The sequence below is a fragment of the Streptomyces sp. genome (genome assembly GCF_031178505.1).
Classification (GTDB): Bacteria; Actinomycetota; Actinomycetes; order Streptomycetales; family Streptomycetaceae; genus Streptomyces; species Streptomyces gulbargensis.
Map to the genome: position 1 here is coordinate 1 of NZ_JAPSIW010000864.1, position 2,689 is coordinate 2,689.

Sequence of the window (2,689 nt, forward strand, 5' to 3'; positions counted from 1 at the left end):
CTTCGGCAGCGCCTGCATCAGACCGGCGCGCGCCACCACCAGCCGTACCGCGTCCTGAAGCGAGAACACCCCCGCCACGTGCGCGGCGGCGATCTCACCGATCGAGTGACCGGCCACGAAGTCCGGCTTCACGCCCCACGACTCGACCAGGCGGAAGAGAGCGACCTCGACCGCGAACAGCGCAGGCTGCGTCCAGCCCGTCTCGTCCAGACCCTCACCCGAGGCGATCACCTCACGGACCGAACCGCCCAGCCCCGCGTCCAGCAGGCCGGCCACCTCGTCGAAGGCGGAGGCGAAGACGGGGAACGTGGCGTACAGCTCCTGGGCCATGCCGGCGCGCTGGGCGCCCTGGCCGGTGAAGAGGAAGCCGAGGCGGCCACCGGTCTTCTCACCGCGCACCAGGCCCGGAGCCGTACCGCCCTCCGCGAGGGCGCGCACCCCCGCGAGGAGTTCGCCCCGGTCGCGGCCGGTGATCACCGCACGGTGGTCGAGCACGGCCCGGCCGGTGGCCAGCGAGTGGCCGACGTCCAGCGGGGAGACGCCGAGGTCGGCCGTCAGGCGGGCGTACAGGCGGCGGGCCTGGTCGCGGAGCGCGTCCGCCGTCTTGCCGGAGACGGTCCACGGGACGACCGGGAGCAGCGTCGGGTCCGTCGCCGCCGCCTCCCCGGTCTCCTCCGCGGTCTCGGCGGCCGGCGGCTCCTCGATGATCACGTGGGCGTTGGTGCCGCCGAAGCCGAAGGAGGAGACGGCCGCGCGGCGCGGCGCTCCGGTCTCCGGCCACGGGCGGGCCTCGTGGAGCAGGGAGATGGCGCCCGCGTCCCAGTCGACGTGCGTGGTCGGCTGATCGGCGTGGAGGGTGCGGGGCAGGATGCCGTGGTCCATGGCCTGGATCATCTTGATGATGCCGCCGACCCCGGCCGCGGCCTGCGCGTGGGCGATGTTCGACTTGAGCGAGCCGAGGTAGAGCGGCCGGTCCTCGGGGCGGTCCTGGCCGTAGGTGGCGAGCAGGGCCTGCGCCTCGATCGGGTCGCCGAGCCGCGTCCCCGTGCCGTGCGCCTCGACGGCGTCCACGTCGGACGGGGTGAGGCCGGCGCTGGCGAGCGCCTGCCGGATGACCCGCTCCTGCGCCGGACCGTTCGGGGCGGTCAGGCCGTTGGACGCGCCGTCCTGGTTGACGGCCGAGCCCCGGATGACCGCGAGGACCTGGTGGCCGTTGCGGCGCGCGTCGGACAGCTTCTCCACGAGGAGCAGGCCCACGCCCTCGGCCCAGCCGGTGCCGTCGGCGCCCGCCGAGAAGGACTTGCTGCGGCCGTCGGCGGCCAGGCCGCGCAGCCGGGAGAACTCCACGAAGGCGACCGGCGTCGACATCACGGTGACGCCGCCGGCCAGCGCGAGGTCGCACTCGCCGCGCCGCAGGGCGTTCGCGGCCAGGTGGAGGGCGACGAGCGAGGAGGAGCAGGCGGTGTCGACGGTGACGGCCGGGCCTTCCAGGCCGTACGTGTAGGCGACGCGGCCCGACGCGATGGAACCGGCGCTGCCGCTGAAGAGGTAGCCCTCGAAGCCCTCCGGGGGGAGGTGCGGGCGGGAGCCGTAGTCGTTGTACATGACGCCGGCGAAGACGCCGGTGCGGGTGCCCTTGAGCGACACCGGGTCGATGCCGGCCCGCTCGAAGGTCTCCCAGGCGGTCTCCAGGAGGAGCCGCTGCTGCGGGTCGGCGGCGAGCGCCTCGCGCGGCGACATGCCGAACAGCTCGGGGTCGAAGAGGTCGGCGTCGTACAGGAAGCCGCCCTCACGGGAGTAGGAGGTGCCGACCTTCTCCGGGTCGGGGTCGTAGAGGCGCTCCAGGTCCCAGCCCCGGTCGGTGGGGAAGTCGGAGACGGCGTCGACGCCGTCGGCGACCAGCTCCCACAGGTCCTCGGGAGAGGAGACGCCTCCCGGGTAGCGGCAGGCCATGGAGACGATGGCGATCGGCTCCTGCTCCTTGTCCTCGACCTCGCGGAGACGCTTGCGGGCGTCTCGTGCGTCGGCGATGGCCCTCTTGAGGTATTCGCGGAGTTGTACCTCGTCAGCCACGTGAATTCAGCTCCCCGGTGATGGTGGGTCCGATGGCCGGCTGCGCGCCGCCGCCGGAAGCGGCGGCGGCGCGCACCGTGCGGGTGCGGGTCATTCGAGTTCGTCCAGGAGCGCGAACAGCTCCTCGTCGCTGGCGGTCTCGAGGTCCTGGTCGTCGACGGTGTCCTCGGGGCGTCCGGGGTCTCCGGCGCCTTCGGCCGCCTTGAGCAGTTCCCTCAGCCGTGCGGTGATCAGGTCGCGGGCCTCCTGGTCCGGCGCGGCGGCGGCGATGGCCGCCTCGAGGCCGGCGAGCGGGGTGAGGACCGGATCGGCCGGCGACGCCTCCTCGACGGCGAGTTCGCCCAGGAGGTGGGCGGCGAGCGCCTGCGGCGACGGGTGGTCGAAGACGAGGGTGGTGGGCAGCCGCAGTCCGGTCGCCCGGCCCAGCTGGTTGCGCAGCTCGACGGCGGTGAGGGAGTCGAAGCCGAGCTCCTGGAAGGCCCGGTCGGCCTCGATGCGGCTCGGGTCGCCGTGTCCGAGGACACCGGCCACCTGGGCCCGTACGAGGTCGGTGAGGGCGCGCTCCCGCTCGGCGGCCCCGAGGGTGGCGAGCCGCTGGGCGAGCGAGGCCTCCTCG

The 2,689-nt window shown here is 74.2% G+C and carries 1 protein-coding gene and 1 pseudogene; both read right to left on the reverse strand.

Annotated elements, in window-relative coordinates; genetic code table 11:
• Positions 1-2,070, reverse strand: a pseudogene (locus RIF68_RS33610) (type I polyketide synthase); the annotation flags it as partial.
• Positions 2,071-2,163: 93 nt separating this feature from the next.
• Positions 2,164-2,689 (reverse strand): acyl carrier protein (locus tag RIF68_RS33615; RefSeq protein WP_309055258.1); only part of this gene is annotated, 526 nt, incomplete at its 5' end.